Annotated in this window: 13 protein-coding genes; 9 read left to right on the top strand and 4 right to left on the bottom strand. The window is 75.7% G+C overall.

Annotated features, from left to right (window positions below):
* Positions 1–3: 3 nt before the first annotated feature.
* From ACOQFB_RS00650 to ACOQFB_RS00630, 5 genes are all read left to right on the top strand, one after another.
* Positions 4–1,392 carry an MFS transporter gene (locus ACOQFB_RS00650; RefSeq protein WP_494492402.1) on the top strand — a complete coding sequence of 463 codons (1,389 nt, stop codon included), beginning with the start codon at positions 4–6 and terminating at the stop codon, positions 1,390–1,392.
* Positions 1,393–1,575: 183 nt separating this feature from the next.
* Positions 1,576–2,124 (top strand): heme-binding beta-barrel domain-containing protein, encoded by a 549-nt coding sequence (locus ACOQFB_RS00645; protein WP_494492401.1) that lies wholly within the window; start codon positions 1,576–1,578, stop codon positions 2,122–2,124.
* A 172-nt stretch (positions 2,125–2,296) separates the two neighbouring features.
* Positions 2,297–3,577 carry a DNA recombination protein RmuC gene (locus tag ACOQFB_RS00640; protein WP_059438909.1) on the top strand — a complete coding sequence of 427 codons (1,281 nt, stop codon included), beginning with the start codon at positions 2,297–2,299 and terminating at the stop codon, positions 3,575–3,577.
* A gap of 48 nt (positions 3,578–3,625) precedes the next feature.
* On the top strand, positions 3,626–5,164 hold the full coding sequence (locus ACOQFB_RS00635) for a helix-turn-helix transcriptional regulator (RefSeq protein WP_421609186.1): 1,539 nt from the start codon (positions 3,626–3,628) through the stop codon (positions 5,162–5,164).
* Positions 5,161–6,132: a WYL domain-containing protein gene (locus ACOQFB_RS00630; protein WP_421609185.1), complete on the top strand. Its 972-nt coding sequence runs from the start codon at positions 5,161–5,163 to the stop codon at positions 6,130–6,132. Before ACOQFB_RS00635 ends, ACOQFB_RS00630 begins: the two co-directional genes overlap by 4 nt.
* Here the strand turns inward: ACOQFB_RS00630 and ACOQFB_RS00625 are convergent.
* From ACOQFB_RS00625 to ACOQFB_RS00615, 3 genes are read right to left on the bottom strand one after another with little or no spacing between them, the layout of a single operon-like run.
* A complete protein-coding gene (locus ACOQFB_RS00625) occupies positions 6,129–6,875 on the bottom strand; it encodes a lysophospholipid acyltransferase family protein (protein WP_421609184.1) in 747 nt (248 codons plus the stop codon). The two genes, ACOQFB_RS00630 and ACOQFB_RS00625, sit on opposite strands and share 4 nt — an antisense overlap.
* A gap of 26 nt (positions 6,876–6,901) precedes the next feature.
* A complete protein-coding gene (locus tag ACOQFB_RS00620; RefSeq protein ID WP_421609183.1) occupies positions 6,902–8,377 on the bottom strand; it encodes an amidase in 1,476 nt (491 codons plus the stop codon).
* A 4-nt stretch (positions 8,378–8,381) separates the two neighbouring features.
* A complete protein-coding gene (locus ACOQFB_RS00615) occupies positions 8,382–8,645 on the bottom strand; it encodes a hypothetical protein (protein WP_421609182.1) in 264 nt (87 codons plus the stop codon).
* Positions 8,646–8,753: 108 nt separating this feature from the next.
* Between ACOQFB_RS00615 and ACOQFB_RS00610 the strand changes: the two genes are divergently transcribed.
* The 3 genes from ACOQFB_RS00610 to ACOQFB_RS00600 all read left to right on the top strand — a co-directional run bounded on the left by ACOQFB_RS00610 (position 8,754) and on the right by ACOQFB_RS00600 (position 13,694).
* The gene (locus ACOQFB_RS00610) at positions 8,754–9,716 is read left to right on the top strand and encodes an Fpg/Nei family DNA glycosylase (protein ID WP_421609181.1); all 963 of its coding nucleotides are present in this window, start codon (positions 8,754–8,756) and stop codon (positions 9,714–9,716) included.
* 288 nt (positions 9,717–10,004) lie between these two features.
* Positions 10,005–12,320 (top strand): NADP-dependent malic enzyme, encoded by a 2,316-nt coding sequence (locus tag ACOQFB_RS00605; RefSeq protein WP_059439070.1) that lies wholly within the window; start codon positions 10,005–10,007, stop codon positions 12,318–12,320.
* 321 nt (positions 12,321–12,641) lie between these two features.
* Positions 12,642–13,694: a homoserine dehydrogenase gene (locus ACOQFB_RS00600; RefSeq protein WP_421609180.1), complete on the top strand. Its 1,053-nt coding sequence runs from the start codon at positions 12,642–12,644 to the stop codon at positions 13,692–13,694.
* Between the two features lie 281 nt (positions 13,695–13,975).
* Here ACOQFB_RS00600 and ACOQFB_RS00595 read toward each other — a convergent pair whose 3' ends face one another.
* Positions 13,976–14,365 (bottom strand): DUF302 domain-containing protein, encoded by a 390-nt coding sequence (locus ACOQFB_RS00595; protein WP_421609179.1) that lies wholly within the window; start codon positions 14,363–14,365, stop codon positions 13,976–13,978.
* Between the two features lie 125 nt (positions 14,366–14,490).
* On the opposite strand from ACOQFB_RS00595, the gene ACOQFB_RS00590 reads away from it, so the two are divergent.
* On the top strand, positions 14,491–15,657 hold the full coding sequence (locus ACOQFB_RS00590) for an NAD(P)/FAD-dependent oxidoreductase (RefSeq protein ID WP_421609178.1): 1,167 nt from the start codon (positions 14,491–14,493) through the stop codon (positions 15,655–15,657).
* Positions 15,658–15,763: the final 106 nt, after the last annotated feature.

Raw genomic sequence — 15,763 nt, 5'->3', positions numbered from 1 at the left:
ACCGTGAACGTCACCGACCTCGTGGACGCGGGGCGGCTCGGGCGCTTCCACCTGGGCGCGTTCGCGGTGCTGGGCGGCTGCCTGGTGATGGACGGGTTCGACCTGCAGGCCATGGGCTACGCGGCGCCGGCGCTGGCGCGCGACTGGGGGCTGCCCATCGCCCGCCTCGGCCCGGTGTTCGGCGCCGGCCTGCTGGGGCTGTTCCTGGGCTCGATCCTGGCCGGCATGGCGGCCGACCGGATCGGCCGCCGCCCGGTGCTGATCGGCGCGACCGCGGTGTTCGGCGCCTTCACGCTCGCCACCGCCGCCGCCGGCTCGATGCCCGCGCTGCTCGCGGCCCGCTTCGTGGCCGGCCTCGGCCTCGGCGCCATCATGCCCAACGCCACCGCGCTGGTGGGCGAGTACGCCCCGCGCCGCAACCGCGTCGCGACCATGATGATCGTCACGAACGGCTTCATGGTGGGCGCGGTCGCCGCGGGCGCGCTCTCGGCCTGGCTCGTCCCGGCGCACGGCTGGCGCGCGCCGTTCTGGATCGGCGGCGCCATCCCGCTGCTCCTCCTTCCGCCCATGGCCCGCTGGCTGCCGGAGTCGCTGCAGCTCCTGGCGGTCTCCGGGCGCCGGCCGGCGGAGCTGGCCCGCTGGCTGCGCCGCGCCGCGCCGGGCGCGCCGGTGGGCCCGGGCGTCCGCTACACGGTGCGGGAGGCCCCGCGCCGCGGGTTCGTGCTCCTCGAGCTGCTCCGCGACGGCCGCGCCACCGCCACGGTCCTGCTCTGGCTCGCCAACTTCGCGAACATGATCGTCATCTACGCGGTCGCGAGCTGGCTCCCCACGCTGGTGCGCGAGGCGGGCTTCTCCACCGCCACCGCGGTCTGGGCCGGCACCGCGGTGCAGCTCGGCGGCCTCGTGGGCACGGTGGTGCTCGGGCTCGTGCTCCAGCGGCTCGGCTTCGTCCCGGTGCTGGCGAGCTGCTTCGCCGCGGCCGCGGCCTGCCTGCTCGTGCTGGGCCGCCCCGGCCTCCCGCTCGCGGCGCTCCTCGCGGTCGCGTTCGCGGTGGGCTGGGCGGTGCAGGGCGGCCAGCCCGGCCTCAACGCGCTCGCCGCCACCTTCTACCCGACCGACCTCCGCTCCACCGGCATCGGCGCCGGGCTCGGCGTCGGCCGGCTGGGCGGCTTCCTCGGCCCGGTGGTGGCGGGCGCGCTGCTGGCGGGCGGCGGCGGCGCGCAGGCCGTGTTCCAGGCCGCCGCGGTGCCGGCCGCGGTGTCCGCGCTGGTGATGCTCGCCCTCCGCCGGGCGGCGCCCAGCGTGGGCGCGTCCGCGCCGGATGGCGGCCGTCCGCGCACCGCCGGGGGTGCGCCCACCGGGCGCGGGGAGCGCGGGCCGGGCCCGTGCTAGCGTCGTTCGACCCGCCCGGCGGGCGGGAGGAGACCGCCATGGCTCACGCCCGACCCGAGCTCGATCCGCGCGACGTCGTCGCGCCCGGCGCCGACATCTACGGAGCCCGAGGAGATCGATCCGCTCACGCTGCGCAACCTGGGCCCGCTCGCGCCGCTCGCCGGGACGTGGGAGGGGCGGGGCGTGGATCGCCACCCGGTGGCGGAGGGCGTGGAGGAGTCGCCCTACGTCGAGCGGATCGTGTTCGAGCCCATCGACCCGCAGCCGAACGGGCCGCAGCTCCTGTACGGCCTCCGCTACCACCAGCGCGTGCAGGAGCCCGACGATCCGGCCACCTTCCACGACCAGGTGGGCTACTGGCTGTGGGAGCCGGCCACGCACCGCATCGTGCAGTCGCTCGCCATCCCGCGCGCGCAGGTGGCGCTCGCCGGCGGCGTGGCCGCGCCCGACGCTCGCGCCTTCACGGTGAACGCGGTGCGCGGCTCGGCCATGTTCGGCATCTGCTCCGGCCCGTTCCTGGAGCAGGCGTTCACCACGCTCGAGTACACGCTGACGTTCACCGTCCACGACGACGGGTCGCTCTCGTACGAGCAGGACACGGTGCTGCGCGTCCGCGGCCGCGAGGAGCCGTTCCACCACACCGACGCGAGCACGCTGCGCCGCGTGGCCGCGCCGATGCTCAACCCGTCGGCCGCGGCGGAGGGGACCGGACCGCCGGGTGCCGGTCGCTGACGGCCGTTCCCCGAGCGCCCCGGAGAGTTCCGCTCGCCCCGAGCCCGTCGAGGGGCGAACGGATGCCGCACGGTCCGCCCGTTCGGCATCCGCAGCGTGCGCCCCGGGGATGTCCGCCGCGGGTGCTAGCCTCGGGGCGTACGGGCGCGTCGTCGCGCCCGGGGGAGCCCCGATGAACGCCCTGGTCCCGATCCTCGTCTCGGCGCTCGCCGCCGCCGCCGCGGTGGCGGCGCTGGTCGCGCTGGTGCCGCCGCGCGTCGCCGCCGCGGTGCGCGCGCTGCTCGCCGACCGGCTCGACGCGGTCGAGCGCGCCCAGGAGCGGCTGGAGCGGACGCTGCGCGAGGAGCTGGGGCGCGGGCGCGCCGAGGCGGCGCAGGGGACGCAGCGGCTCCGCGAGGAGGTCCGCGCGTCGCTGGGCGAGTCGCTCGGGAGGATGGGCGAGGCGACGGAGCGCCGGCTCGACGCGCTGCGAACCACGGTCGAGCAGCGGCTGAAGCTCCTGCAGGAGGAGAACGGCGCGCGCCTCGAGCAGATGCGCGCCACGGTGGACGAGAAGCTGCAGGGCACGCTGGAGAAGCGCCTGGGCGAGTCGTTCCGGCTGGTGAGCGAGCGGCTGGAGGCGGTGCAGCGGGGCCTCGGCGAGATGCAGACGCTCGCGAACGGGGTGGGCGACCTGAAGCGCGTGCTCGCGAACGTGAAGGTGCGCGGCACGTTCGGCGAGGTGCAGCTCGAGGCGCTGCTGGAGCAGCTGCTCGCGCCGGAGCAGCTCGCCCGCAACGTCGCCACCCGCCCCGGCTCGGCCGAGCGGGTCGAGTTCGCGATCCGGCTCCCCGGCCACGACGGCGCGCGCACCGAGGTGCTGCTGCCGATCGACGCGAAGTTCCCCATCGAGGACTACCAGCGGCTGGTGGATGCCTCGGAGCGCGGCGACGCCGCCCGCGTCGAGGAGGCGAGCCGGGCGCTCGAGGTGCGCATCCGCGGCTGCGCCCGCGACATCCACGACAAGTACATCGCGCCGCCCGGCACCACGGACTTCGCGCTCCTGTACCTGCCCACCGAGGGGCTCTACGCCGAGGTGGTCCGCCGCCCCGGCCTCACCGAGGCGCTGCAGCGCGACCTGAAGGTGGTGGTGGCCGGCCCGACCACGCTGGCGGCGCTGCTCAACAGCCTGCAGATGGGCTTCCGCACGCTCGCCATCCAGAAGCGCTCGAGCGAGGTGTGGCAGGTGCTCGGCGCGGTGAAGACCGAGTTCGGCAAGTTCGGCCAGGTGATCGAGAAGGTGGACAAGAAGCTCCAGGAGGCCTCCACCACGCTCGGCACCGTGGCCACGCGCAGCCGCGCCATCCAGCGGCGGCTCCGCGACGTGGAGGCGCTCCCGGCCGCCGACGCCGCGGTGCACCTGCCCGCGCTCGACGCGGCGGTGGAGCCGGTGGAGGACGACGTCCCGGCGTAGCGCCTCGGCCGGCCGGCCTCCTGTCCACCCACGGGCGACGATGTCCGCATGCCGGCCCCGTCCACGCGGCGCCTGATCTTCACCCTCGGTCGCGCGCTCGTCCGCGGCCGCTCCGCCCGGCTGACGCGCGCCCGCGGGTGGCCGGCCGGCGCCGCGCCGCACGGCCCGGTGGACGTGCTCGCGCTCGCGTTCGACGGCGCGTGGCGGGTGGCGACCCGGGAGCGCCCCGCCACGCTGCGCGTCCTCGCCCTCGACGGCATCGCCGGCGCGCGTGCGACCCGGCGCCGCGCCGGCCCGCCGCCGCCGGGCTTCGACCCGCTCGACTTCGCGCGCAGCGCCTGGCTCGACGGGAGCTCGGCGGCGCGCACCGTCACCGTCCGGCTGCCCGCCGCGCTCGCGCCGCTCGCGCCGGCGCTGCTGCCCGGCGCCCGCTGCGTCCCCGGATCCGGGGACGGGGGCGTGCGCTGCCACGTGCGCACCTCGCGCCCGGACCTGCTCTCGGCCCTCACCGCCTCCCTCGGCGCCGGGCGCGCGCTAGACTGCGAGTCCATGCCGACCGCCCGAACCCGGCCGCCCGCGGCCAGGCCCTCCAGCGCCCAGGCCCGGCTGCTCGGCCTCGCCACCTTCATCCTGTCCCAGCCCGGCCCGGTGTCGCGCCGGCGCATCTACGAGGCGTTCCCGGACGACTACGCGGGGAGCGCCGAGGCGAAGGAGAAGAAGTTCTCGCGCGACAAGCGCGACCTCGAGCGGATCGGGTTCGTGCTGGACCGCGAGGACGTGCCGGGCTCGGAGGACCAGGTCGGCTACTTCATCGACGCGCGCGCCTCGGCGCTGCCGCCGCTGGAGCTCGCGCCGGACGAGGCCGCGGTGGTGTGGACCGCGGGCGTGTCGGCGCTGCGCGCCTCGGACCACCCGCTGCGCGACGAGCTGGAGAGCGCGCTGCGCAAGCTCGTGGTCGGCGCGAAGGGGCTCCCGCCGCGCGCCGCGGCCGCGGAGGAGCTGGCCGCCGAGGGCGCGCCGGCCTCGGGCGCGCTGCTCGACCGGCTGGTGGACGCGTGGGAGCGCCGTCGCACCGTGACGCTCGACTACCTGCGCATCGCCACCGGCGAGGTGGTGCGCCGCGACGTGGACGTGTACGGCTGGGGGCGCCGGCGCGGCGAGTGGATCTTCGCCGGCCACTGCCACCTGCGCGGCGCGGAGCGCGTCTTCTACCTCTCGCGCGTGCGCGCGCTGAAGGTGAACGCGCGGCTCCGCGACCCGTACCGGATCCCCGCCGCCTTCGACGTCCGGCGCTGGACCCGCCAGCAGATCTGGGACTACGACGTGCACCCGCCGCGCGAGGCGGCGGTCCGGTTCCGCGGCTCGCTGGCGCGCGTGGCCGGGCAGCTCCTGCCCGCGGCGCGGCTGCGCCCGGACGCGGACGGCGGGCGGGTCGCGCGGCTGGAGGTGCGGAACCTCCGCGGCCTGGTGCGCCAGGCGCTGGCGTGGGGGCCGGAGGCGGAGCTGCTCGAGCCGGCCGAGGGCCGGGCCATGGCGCGCGAGATGCTCGCCACGCTCGCCGCCGCGCTGGACGGGAGGGCGCCGTGAGCGAGCCCTACCTCAGGTCGCTCCGCCGCCTGCTCCTCCTCGTCCCGGTGGCGGTCCGCGCCGCGCGCCAGGGGCGGGGCGTGCCGCTCGGTCGCGCGGTCGAGCTCACCGGCGCGCGCGGCGTGCCCGAGCTGCTCGCCGACCTCGAGAGCATCCGCTCGCTGTGGGTGGACCCGGAGCGCGCCGAGGACCTGGTCTCGCTGGACGTCGAGGACGGCGAGGTCCACCTGCTGTACGCGCACGAGCTGGGCCGTCCGGTGGCGCTCTCGCTCGCCGAGGGCGCGGTGCTGCTCGCCGCGCTCGCGCCGTTCGAGGAGACCGCCGGCAAGCCGGTGCGCGAGGCCGTCCGCAAGCTGCGCAAGGCCATCCCGGAGCCGCTCCGCCCCGAGGCCGAGCAGCTGGTGCGCGGCCTCGACGTGGTGCTCGCGCCCACCGGGCCGTGGGCCGCCGCGCTCCGCGAGGCCATCGCCGCGCGGCTGGAGGTGGCGCTGGAGTACCGCGCGGTCGGCGACGGGGTGCTGGCGCGCCGCACGGTGGAGCCGCGCGCGCTCTTCCACCGCGACGGCCAGTGGTACCTGGCGGCCTGGAACGTGGAGAAGGCGCACGAGCACCTGTACCGGCTCGACCGGATCGCCTCGGTGACCACCGGGACGCGCGTGTTCGGCCCGCACCAGGCGTCGCTCGCCCGCTACGCGGGGAAGCTCTACTTCGAGTCCGGCGCGGAGCGCGAGGTGACGCTCCGGCTCTGCGGCGTCGCCGCGCGGGTGGCGCGTTCGAACCCGGCGCTGCGGCTGCGGGAGAACGGCGACGGCTCGGTGTCGGTGGTGCAGCGGGTCACGCCGGGCAACTACCTCGCCGGCGCGGTGCTGGGCTGGGGCGGCGACGCGACGGTGGAGGGGCCGGCGGACGTGCGCGAGGGGCTGCGGGCGCGCGTCGCCGAGCTCGCGGCGCGGTACGCCGACGGCTAGGCGGGCGGGAGCGTCGCCAGCGCCTCCTCGATCCGCGCGCGCACCACGTCGCGGAGCTTCGGCGCGTCCTCCGGCCTCATCCCCTCGACGCTCACCGGCGCCAGGATCCGCGCGGTGCCGCGGCAGGGGCGCACCCACGGGCCGCCCTTCGGCATCCCGTGCGCGGTGCCGGACACCGCCACCGGCAGCACCGGCACGCCCGCCTCGATCGCGAGGCGGAACGCGCCGGACTTGAACGGGAGCATGCGCCCCTTCGCGCTGCGCGTGCCCTCCGGGAACATCATCACGTTCATGCCGCGCGCGAGGTAGTCCTTCGCCTTCCCGAGCGCCTCGCCGCCGCTCTCCGGGTCGCCGCGGCGCACCGGGATGTCGCCCGTCATGCGCAGCATCCAGCCGACCCAGGGGATCTTGAACAGCTCCTCCTTGGCGACCCACTTCATCTCCCGCGGCATCCGCGAGAGCAGCAGGATGTCGAGCATCGACTGGTGGTTCGCGACCACCACGTACGGCCCGTCCCCCGGCCAGCGCCCCTCGAGCCGGAGCCGCCAGGGCGGGAACGTCCTGGTGATGGCGACGCCCACGAAGCGCAGGAAGCGGCCGGCGACCACGCGGTTGCGGTCGAACGCGACGGTGAGCGCGAGCAGCACCGCCTGGATGGGCAGCGCGAGCGCCAGGATCAGGATGACGAAGACGTAGCCGACGGCGGCGATCGGCACGTACACGGAGCGCGAGAGGTGGGGCACGGAGACGGCATCCTGCCGGGCGGACGTCATCGGATGGTCACCGCGTTCGAGGGGCGCCCCCCGGCCCGGGCCGACGGCGGCGACGGGCGGGCCAGCTTCGGCCGGGCCAGGTGGTGATCGGTCCGCGACTGGAACAGCGCCGCCGCGGCCAGCACCCGCGCCTCCTCGAGCGGCGCGCCGACGAGCTGCATCGACACCGGCAGCCCGTCCACGAAGCCCATGGGCAGCGCCACCGCCGGCAGGCCGGCCAGGTTGCCGGCGGCGCCGAGGAGGTCCGGGAACGCGAACATCGCGTCGAAGTTCTCGGTGACGCGCGGCGGCGGGTACGGGAGGTTGGGCGCGAGCACGAGGTCGTACCGCGCGAAGAAGCCGGCCAGCGCGCGCTGCACCTCGCCGCGCACGCGCATGGCGCGGACGTAGTCGGACGGGTTGCCCTTGGGCAGGTAGTCGTCCGGCTTGCGGGTGGCGTGGGAGCGGTCGGCCAGCTCGCGGGTGCGGCCGGAGCGGATCAGCTCCTCGAACGCGGTGGCCGCCTCGGCCTCGATGAAGAACGACGCGAGCGGCTCGTAGGGCAGGTCGGGCAGCGCCGCGGGGGTGAGGATCGCGCCCGCGTCGCGCAGCACCGCCTGCGCCGCCTCGTACGCGGCGCGCGCGCCGGGCGCGACCGGCGGCTTCTCCGGGAAGCCGAGCACCGCCACCCGCAGGCCGCGCGGGATCCCGCCGCGGACCTTGCCGTTGCCGAGCCCCGGCGGCGGCGGGATCGAGGTCGGGTCGCGCGGGTCGGCGCCGGAGAGCACGCCGAGCACGAGCGCGCAGTCCTCCGCGCTCCGCGCCATCGGGCCGAGCTTGTCGAGCGTGTACGAGAGCGCCATGGCGCCGGCGCGGGAGAGCACGCCGTACGTGGGGCGCAGGCCGGTGACGCCGCAGAACGCGGCGGGGCAGGTGATGGAGCCCCAGGTCTCCGAGCCGATCGCGAACGGCACCAGCCCGGCCGCGACCGCCGAGCCCGCCCCGGAGGACGAGCCGCCCGCCCAGCGCGTCGGGTCCCAGGGCGTGCGGCAGGGGCCGTTCAGCGCCGCCTCGCCGGTGTGGTAGCCGAGCCCGCCGGCGAGCTCGATCATGGAGAGCTTCCCGAGCAGCACGCCGCCCGCCTCGGCGAGCCGCCGGGCCACGGTGGCGTCGTGCTCGGGCACGCGGTCCGCGTACGGGCGGGCGCCGAACGTCGTCCGGATCCCGGCGGTGTCCACCAGGTCCTTCAGGCCGTAGGGCACGCCGTGCAGCGGCCCGCGCCAGCGGCCGGCGGCGAGGTCGGCCTCGGCGGCGCGCGCGTCGGCGAGCGCGCGCTCGCGGGTCACGGTGACGAAGCAGCCCAGCGCGGGCCCGAGCGCGTCGATGCGCGCGAGGCACGCCTCGGCCAGCTCCACCGGGGAGAGCTCGCGCGCCTGGATGCGGCGCGAGAGCGCCGCCACGCCGGAGAACAGGACGTCGTCGTCGAGGGCCATGGGGCTACTCGCGCGGGCGCGCCGGGGCGGCGCGGAAGACGAAGGCCGGCTCGGCCGCGGCCGGCAGCGGGAAGGCGCGGAGGGCGGCGGTGGCCTCGTCGGGCGCGGGGGCCGGCGCGGGCGGGGCGGCCGCGGGCGCGGCGGCGGGAGCGGGCGCGGCGGAGCGCGCGGTGGCGCACCCGACCGCCACGGCGGCGGGCGCGAGCGCGAGGACGCGCAGGAAGTCGCGGCGGGCGGTGCCCTGCGGACGGTGACTGGAGCTGGGCATGCGGCTGTCTCTAGCAGATTTCGGGGGCACGGCGGGGCGGCGGTGCCCGGTCGGGCGGGGGGCGGAGACGGCCTGGCCGCCGGGCCGGCGCCGAGGCAGGATCCTCGGGTGCCGGAGCTGCCGGACATCGAGGTCTACGTCGAGGCGCTCGCGGCGCGGGTGCTGGGTCAGCCGCTGGAGCGCATCCGGCTGGGGAACCCCTTCCTGCTCCGCTCCGCCGACCCGCCGCTCGCCGAGGCGGAGGGGCGGCGCGTCGCCGCGGTGCGCCGTCAGGGCAAGCGCGTCGTGCTGGCGCTCGACGGCGACCTGTTCCTGGCGCTGCACCTCATGATCGCCGGGCGCCTCCACTGGAAGGATCCCGGCGCGCGCCTCCCGGGGAAGGCGGGGCTGGCCGCCTTCGACTTCCCGAACGGCACGCTCGTCCTCACCGAGGCCGGCACGAAGCGCCGCGCCGCGCTGCACCTGGTGCGCGGCGCCGCGGCGCTCGCCGCGCTCGACCGCGGCGGCATCGAGCCGCTCGAGGCGGACCTCGACGCGTTCGCCGCCGCGCTCCGGCGCGAGAACCACACGCTGAAGCGCGCGCTCACCGATCCGTCGCTCTTCTCCGGCATCGGCAACGCCTACTCGGACGAGATCCTGCACCGCGCGCGGCTCTCGCCGGTGGCGCTGACGTCGCGGCTCGGCGACGCGGAGGTGGCGCGGCTGCTCGAGGCCACGCGCGAGGTGCTCGGCGGGTGGACGGCGCGGCTGCGCGCGGAGGCGGGGAGCGGCTTCCCCGAGGGCGTCACCGCCTTCCGCGCAGGCATGGCCGTGCACGGGCGCCACCGCCAGCCGTGCCCGGTGTGCGGCACGGCGGTGCAGCGGATCGTGCGCGCGGAGAACGAGGTGAACTACTGCCCGCGCTGCCAGACCGGCGGGCAGATCCTCTCCGACCGGTCCCTCGCCCGCCTGCTGAAGCAGGACTGGCCGCGGACCGTGGACGAGCTGGAGCGCAACCCGGCGCTCGGGCTCCGGCCCGCGCCGGAGCCCGCCGCGCCGCCGTCGAAGGCGACGCGCCGCCGGTCGCGCTGAAGCCCTCGCCTGCGTCGAGTCCCACGCGCACGGTGCCACGCGCGCGACGCACCCGCGCGCCGGGAGGCGGGCGGGCGACCGCACGGAAGTGCCTGCAATCTGGTGGGGGCGGCTGCGTCCGAGACGCACTGCGGCAATGCTTCGGCGCACCTCGGGCGATGCGGAACGCGACGGATTGCAAAAGATGCACCAATTGATCTGCGTCTCATTGACAGCGGATTTATTTTGGGATTTCCTCGTCGGCCCCAAATCAAGCTCGTCGACTCCTACCGCCGCACCGAGGAGATCATGGCCTCCGACTTCACGCCTCCGCAGAACCCTCCGTCGTCCCCCGTTCCCAAGAAGAAGATCCGCCGCGAGGACGCGCTCGCGTACCACTCGTCCGGCCGCAAGGGGAAGATCGAGGTCGTCCCCACCAAGCCGTGCGCGACCGCGCGCGATCTCGCGCTCGCGTACAGCCCGGGCGTGGCCGAGCCGTGCCTCGAGATCGAGAAGGATCCCGACGCCTCGTACCTCTACACGGCGCGCGGAAACCTGGTCGCGGTGGTGTCCAACGGCACCGCGGTGCTCGGCCTCGGCAACATCGGGCCCGCCGCCGGCAAGCCGGTGATGGAGGGCAAGGGCGTCCTCTTCAAGAAGTTCGCCGACGTGGACGTGTTCGACATCAACGTGGACGCGCTCGAGATCGACAAGTTCTGCACGGTGGTGAAGGCGCTCGAGCCCACCTTCGGCGGCGTGAACCTGGAGGACATCAAGGCGCCGGAGTGCTTCGTCATCGAGGCGCGCCTCAAGAAGGAGATGCAGATCCCGGTGTTCCACGACGACCAGCACGGCACCGCCATCATCTCCGGCGCGGCCCTGCTGAACGCGCTCGAGATCGCCGGCAAGAAGATCGGCGACGTGCGCGTGGTGGTCTCCGGCGCCGGCGCGTCCGCCATCGCCTGCACCAAGTTCTACCTGGCGCTCGGCGTGAAGCGCGAGAACGTCCTCATGGTGGACACCAAGGGCGTCATCTACCGCGGGCGCACCGAGGGCATGAACGAGTGGAAGGCGGAGTTCGCCGCCGAGACGAAGTGCCGCACGCTCGCCGACGCGCTGAAGGGCGCGGACGTGATGCTGGGCTGCTCCACCAAGGGCATGGTGACGCAGGAGATGGTCAAGTCGATGGCGAAGGACCCCATCGTCTTCGCGCTCGCCAACCCGGATCCCGAGATCGACTACCCGGAGGCGAAGGCGGCGCGCGAGGACGTCATCATGGCGACCGGGCGCTCCGACTTCCCGAACCAGGTCAACAACGTCCTCGGCTTCCCCTACATCTTCCGCGGCGCGCTCGACGTCCGCGCCAAGGCCATCACCGAGGAGATGAAGATGGCGGCGGCGAAGGCGCTCGCCGAGCTGGCCAAGCAGGACGTGCCGGACTCGGTGTCGCGCGCCTACGCCGGCGAGAAGTTCCGCTTCGGCCGCGACTACATCATCCCGAAGCCGCTCGACCCGCGCGTGCTGCTGTGGGTCGCCCCGGCGGTGGCGCAGGCCGCCATCGACGGCGGCGTGGCCCGCGTGAAGCTGGACATGGACGAGTACCGCGACCGGCTGCGCAAGCTGCAGAGCCGCTCGCACCAGGTGATGGGCTCGATCTTCACCAAGGCGAAGAAGAAGCTCGCCCGCATCGTGTTCCCGGAGGGCCACCACCCGAAGATCCAGCAGGCCGCCGAGATCCTCCGCGAGGAGGCGATCTGCGAGCCGGTGCTGCTCGGGCCGGTGGAGGCCATCCGCCGCTCCATCGCCGACCAGCGGCTCGACGACCTCGACGGCGTGACGATCATCGACCCGATGGACAGCCCCGAGTTCTCGCGCTACGTGGCGCGGTACTGGGAGTTGCGCCAGCGCCGCGGCATCACGGTGGAGGAGGCGCGCCGCCGCATCCGCACGCGCAACTACTTCGGCGCGGTGATGCTGGAGCTGGGGGAGGTGGACGGGCTCGTCACCGGCCTCACCAGCGGCTACGCCGACGCGGTCCGCCCCTCGCTCGAGGTGGTGCGCACCCGCGCCGGCAAGCGCGCCGCCGGCGTGTACATCGTGGTCACGAAGCACGACTTCAAGTTCTTCGCCGACTGCACCGTGAACATCGACCCGGACGCGGACGAGCTGGCCGAGATCGCCATCACCACCAGCGACCTGGCCCGCTACTTCGAGGTGACGCCGCGGGTGGCGATGCTCTCCTACTCCACCTTCGGCTCCGCCGGCGGCGGCAGCCCGCAGAAGATGCGGGACGCCGCGGCGCTGGTGCGCCAGCGCCGTCCGGACCTGGAGGTCGAGGGCGAGATCCAGGTGGCCATCGCCACGAACGGCGACGTCCGCGTGCCCGAGTTCCCGTTCTCGACGCTCAAGGAGGACGCGAACGTGTTCGTGTTCCCGAACCTCGACTCGGCCAACATCGCCTACCAGCTGCTCGAGAACGTGGGCGGCGCCGAGGTGATCGGGCCGGTGCTGCTCGGCATGCACAAGCCGGTGAACTGCCTGCAGATGGGCTGCTCGGTGCAGTCGATCGTGAACCTGGCAGCCATCACGGCCCTGCGCGCGCAGGGCGACCAGTTCCTGTTCTGATCTGACGGGGCTGCGCCCCGCCCCACGGAGCCGAGCTCCGTGGGGCCCCACCCTGCTGCGCGGGTCCCGTGACCTCGTGCGCCCGCCTTCGCGGGCTCGCACGAGGTCCCCGCGGGCGGCTCCGCCGCGCACGGGGCTGCGCCCCGCCCCACGGAGCCGAGCTCCGTGGGGCCCCACCCTGCTGCGCGGGTCCCGTGACCTCGTGCGCCCGCCTTCGCGGGCTCGCACGAGGTCCCCGCGGGCGGCTCCGCCGCGCACGGGGTTGCGCCCCGCGTTCCCGCGGATTGACAGGCGGGGGAAGCCGGACCACCCTCCCCCGCCATGTCCCGCACCGCCACCCGCCCGCTCCGCCTCGCCCTCGCCGGCTTCGGCAACGTCGGCCGGACCTTCGCCGAGCTGCTCCCCGGCCCGTACGGCCGCGCGCTCCGCGCCGAGGGCGCCGCGCCGGTGGTCACCGCCATCTTCACGAACCGTCACGGGGCCGCCATCGATCCGCGCGGGCTATCGCTCTCGCGCGCGCTCCGGCTGGTGCGCGCCGGCCGCTCGCTCGAGCCGCTCCACCGCGGGCCGCCGGTGCGCTCGGCGCTCGACCTCGTCCGCCGCGCGCCGGCCGACGTGCTGGTGGAGCTGACCCCGCTCGCGCCCGCCACCGGCGAGCCGGCCATCTCGCTGGCCCGCGCCGCGCTGGGGCGCGGGCTGCACGTGGTCACCGCGAACAAGGGGCCGGTGGCGCACGCCCGCGCGCGCCTGGTGCGCCTCGCGGCCCGGAGCGGCGTGCGCTTCCTCCACGAGGGCGCGGTGCTCGACGGGACGCCGGTGTTCAACCTGGTGGAGCGCTGCCTGCCCGGCGCCCGGATCCTCGGGTTCCGCGGCCTGCTCAACAGCACCACCACCCGCGTCCTCGCCGGCATGGAGGCGGGGGCGAGCTTCGAGGCGGCGCTCGCCGAGGCGCAGCGCGCCGGCGTCGCCGAGGCCGACCCGCGCCATGACGTCGAAGGCTGGGACGCGGCGGTGAAGGCCTGCGCGCTCGCGAACGCGCTCATGGGCGCGGACGTGCGGCCCGCCGCGGTGGAGCGCCGGGGGATCACGGGCCTCGGCCCCGGCGACGTCCGCGCCGCCCGCGGGCGCGGGGCGGTGCTCCGGCTCATCGCCCGCGCGCGGCGCGACGGCCGCGCGGTGCGGGTGAGCGTGGGGCCGGAGGAGGTCGCGGACGGCGACGTGCTCGTCTCGCGGGGCGCGGACGGCGTGCTCGTCCTCGAGACCGATCTCATGCGCGAGATCGGGATCTGGGAGGGGGCCGGCGGGGTGGACCAGACCGCCTACGCGATCCTGTCAGACCTGGTGGCGATCGCCCGCGGGCGCCGGCGCCGCTGACCGCGGCGCCTCAGCAGCGCGGCCCGGGACCGCCCGGCTCCTCGCCGTCCTTCGGCTCGCCGTCCTGCGTGCCGGCCCCGGACCGGGGCCGCTGCGGCACCGCTCAGGTGGGAACGCCCATGCGCGGCAGGATCACGAACTGCATCAGGAACCAGAGCCCGGCGACGGCGGCGAAGGCGAGGAGATCGTTCATGTCGACGGCCGTGGGAGCCGGGGCCCGCCCAAAGGGTTCAGTGGCCCGGATCGAGCGCTCGCCCTGAGCCCCGTCGAAGGGCGAGCGGCTACGCGACCTGCTCCAGCACCCGCGCCAGGCGCGCGCGCACCTCGCCCGCGATCGGCGCCAGCTCCGGCCGCGCGGCGGCGATGGTCTGCATGGGGTCGATGGCGGTCACCACCGCCTTCCCGTCGTCGCCTTCGTACACGATCACGTTGCAGGGGAGCATGATGCCCAGGTCCACCACCGCCGAGAGGGCCCGGTGGGCGAGCGCGGGGTTGCAGGCGCCGAGGATCTTGTACTTGCGGAAGTCCAGGCCGAGCTTGGCCTTGAGCGTCTCCTTCACGTCGATCTGCGTGAGGACCCCGAAGCCCTCCGCCTTGAGCAGCTCCGGCAGCCTCTCCAGCGCCTGCTCGTACGTCCAGGACGACGGCTTCTTCATTCCGAGCTGGGACATCGATTCTCCTTTCCCGGTGCGAGCCTCCCACCCGCGCGCCGGTTCGTCGGCGCCCCCGAAGGAATCCCGCGCTCGCGGCGTGGCTCAGACGCCCGAGAGGCCGGTCGCCGGCCGGGAGGCTGCCCATGGGGAAGCGAGCACTGGTGCTGGGCGGCGGCTTCGCCGGCCTGGAGAGCGCGATCCGGCTGCGCGCGCGCGGGTTCGAGGTGACGCTGGTCTCGGACCGGCCCTACCTCTTCATCCACCCGACCTCGATCTGGATCCCGACCGGCGAGCTGCCGTTCGAGGAGGCCTGCCTGGACCTCGCCGGCGTCGCGGCGCGCCGCGGGTTCGAGCTGCGGGTCGGGAAGGTCGAGGAGCTCGAGGGCGCCTCCCGCCGGGCGAAGGTGGACGGGCGGCGGCTCGCGGCCGATCACCTGGTGGTCGCCCTGGGCGCCTCGCGGCTGCGGCCGGAGGGGGTCGAGCACACCGTGACGCTGGGCGGGGATCCCGCCGCCGCGACCTCCTTCCGCGTGGCGCTCGAGGCGCTGCTCGCGCGCGGCCGCGGCCGGATCGCGGTCGGCTTCGGCGGCAACCCCCGGGCGCCCTCGGCGGTGCGCGGCGGCCCGGCCTTCGAGGTGGCGTTCAACCTCGACGCGCTCCTGCGCCGGCGCGGGCTGCGCGATCGCTTCGAGCTGACCTTCTTCGCGCCCATGGCGCGCCCCGGCGAGCGCATGGGCGAGAAGGCGGTGGCGGCGGTGGGCCGGATGCTCGCGCGCCAGGGGATCGCCCTGCGCGCGGGCCGGAAGATCGTCTCGTTCGACGCGGGCGGCGTGGCCCTGGAGGGCGCCGATCGCGTCGACGCCGACCTGGTCGCGTTCCTCCCCGCCGGCGACGGGCACCCGGTGGTGAAGGCCTCCGACCTGCCCCGCGACGAGGCCGGCTTCGTGCGCGTGGACGCGGGCTGCGCCGTCCCCGGCATGCCCGGCGTCTGGGCGGTGGGGGACGTCGCCGCGCTGGAGGGCCCGGCCTGGAGCGCGAAGCAGGGCCACCTGGCGCAGGCGATGGCGCGCGTCGCCGCCGACAACGCCGCGTCCTGCGAGGCGGGCGGCGCGCCCTGCGCGAGCTACCTCGCGCACCTCGCCATCGTGTGCCTGATGGACACCGGCACCGGCGGCGCGCTGGTGTACCGCGACGACCGCACCGAGCGGCTGGTGCCGCTGCCGGTGGTCGGTCACTGGATGAAGAAGGCCTGGGGCCGGTACTTCAAGGCCGAGCGGCGGGGGATGGTGCCGCGGATGCCGGGGACGTAGGGGGGGCGGGTTCTCTGATTCATTGCGGGGTCTGGGCAGTGAGGGTGCAGCGGCGGTCGGAGGCGGGCGCGCGTGTCCGGAACCGTCGCGGCGCGATCGGCTCGCC

Origin of the sequence: Anaeromyxobacter sp. Red801 (assembly GCF_049201065.2) — a bacterium.
In the GTDB taxonomy this organism is placed as follows: Bacteria; Myxococcota; Myxococcia; order Myxococcales; family Anaeromyxobacteraceae; genus Anaeromyxobacter.
Note: the sequence above shows the minus strand (reverse complement) of the source record. Positions and strands in the feature narration are given on the sequence as shown.